This is a genomic window from Pantoea sp. QMID4, assembly GCF_030270445.1.
Classification (GTDB): Bacteria; Pseudomonadota; Gammaproteobacteria; order Enterobacterales; family Enterobacteriaceae; genus Pantoea; species Pantoea vagans.
The window spans coordinates 1-1477 of sequence record NZ_BSXL01000021.1 but is presented as its reverse complement, the minus strand read 5'-3'; the positions used below and the strand labels follow the sequence as shown (position 1 = coordinate 1477).

The following is a 1477-nucleotide window of genomic DNA, read 5'->3' as shown; positions in this document are numbered from 1 at the left end:
CTGCCTGACGCAGGTTTCGATCTGTTTTAACGATCAATAACCATGCATTGATCGCCATTACCTTCCCTTATTTTTCCATTTAATTTCGTCCCGCTCAGGATTTTAACCTTTACATCCAGCACGCCCACCCTTAATCAGACATAAAAACCTATAAGTTAGCGTATTTTAGTTAAATGTTTCAGTTTAACCCTTCGGAGCGGAACATAAGCACAGAGAAAACGGATGAGAAAGAGAGGTGAATGATGAGCACGCCGATATCCCGGAACGTCCTTCTCCGGGAGCTGAGCCGGTACGCCTTTACTGAGGTCAGCGACGTCGTGAGGTTTCTGCAGGTTATCTGCCCGACCGTGCCGGACGACGCGGCCATCCGGTACATGCAGGAAAAGCTCGGCGAGTGCCTGAAAAACCACGACAACGGCAGCGACTGGTTTGACGGGCTGCGCGACGTGGTCACGCGCCTCGGAGGGGAGGCGGGCGCGGCTCCCGGACGTGCCCGCGCCTGAGTCCTGCTGGCAGCGGGCACGCGACTGGCTCTGGCGGCAGCGGCAGAACGCGCCGGCGAACGCGGACGTGTCGGACCTGCGGTGGCGCTGGCTGACCGGAAATGAGGGGGAGCGGCTTTACCGTCAGGTCACCGCCGGGCGGTACCGGCTCTCCCCGATGCTGGTATCCGGACGCGGCGAAGACGCGCGGGCCCTGTGGTCCGCCCCGGACGCCCTGGTGCTGAAGTGGGTGGCACTCCGGGTGGAAAACCAGCTGCCCCGGCCGGAGGCGTGCCATCACCTGCGGGGAACGGGCGTGCGGCACAGCCTGCGGGCCGTGAGTGAGGCGCCCAGCAGCGGGCGTTACGCCTTCGTGCACCGTACGGACATCCGGGGGTATTACGGACACATCCGTAAGGGGCCGCTGGGCAGCCTGATAAACCACCGCGTCACCGACCCGGTCTGCCGGAAGCTGATGACGCAGTACGCGCACTACGGCGTGGAGCGCGGCGGAGAGATACACACGCCGGAGACCGGCATACCGCGCGGCTGCGCCCTGAGCCCGCTCATCGGGGCGGCGCTGCTGCACCATATTGACGGCGACTTCGCCAGCCTGAACCGGGAGGACACCTTTTATGCACGCTATATGGACGACTTTTTGCTGCTCACGCGGACGCGGTGGCAGCTGCGGCGGGGCCTTGCCCGGCTGGCGGATTATTTCGATACCGGCGGCTTTGAGCGCCACCCGGACAAAACGCAGACCGGACGGATACGCCACGGCTTCGACTGGCTCGGCATCGGGTTCGGACCCGAGGGGCCCGCCATCGCGCCCCGGGCAGTGAACAACCATCGCGGGCGGCGCGCGCGGCTTTTTGAGCAGTCCCGGCGCAGGGGCATGACCGATGAGGCGGCCTCTGAGCGGGTGCGGGCGTACGACGCGCGGTGGACAGCGTGGGCGGAAGGAATGCTGGCTGCATGCCGGCAGGAATGACGCC

At 64.2% G+C, this 1477-nt stretch carries 2 protein-coding genes; both read left to right on the top strand.

The genetic code is table 11. The annotated features are described in order from the left end of the window. The first annotated feature begins 239 nt into the window (after window positions 1-239). Window positions 240-503, top strand: coding sequence for a hypothetical protein (locus tag QSK07_RS22600; protein ID WP_285723295.1), 264 nt, complete (start codon window positions 240-242; stop codon window positions 501-503). Between the two features lie 67 nt (window positions 504-570). Continuing rightward, window positions 571-1473, top strand: a complete 903-nt coding sequence (locus QSK07_RS22595) for a reverse transcriptase domain-containing protein (RefSeq protein ID WP_285723294.1) — start codon at window positions 571-573, stop codon at window positions 1471-1473. Window positions 1474-1477 lie beyond the last annotated feature (4 nt).

Coding starts and splice junctions, on each gene's coding strand:
- QSK07_RS22600 (WP_285723295.1), top strand. CDS start 240: ATGATGAGCACGCCGATATCCCGGAACGTCCTTCTCCGGGAGCTGAGC.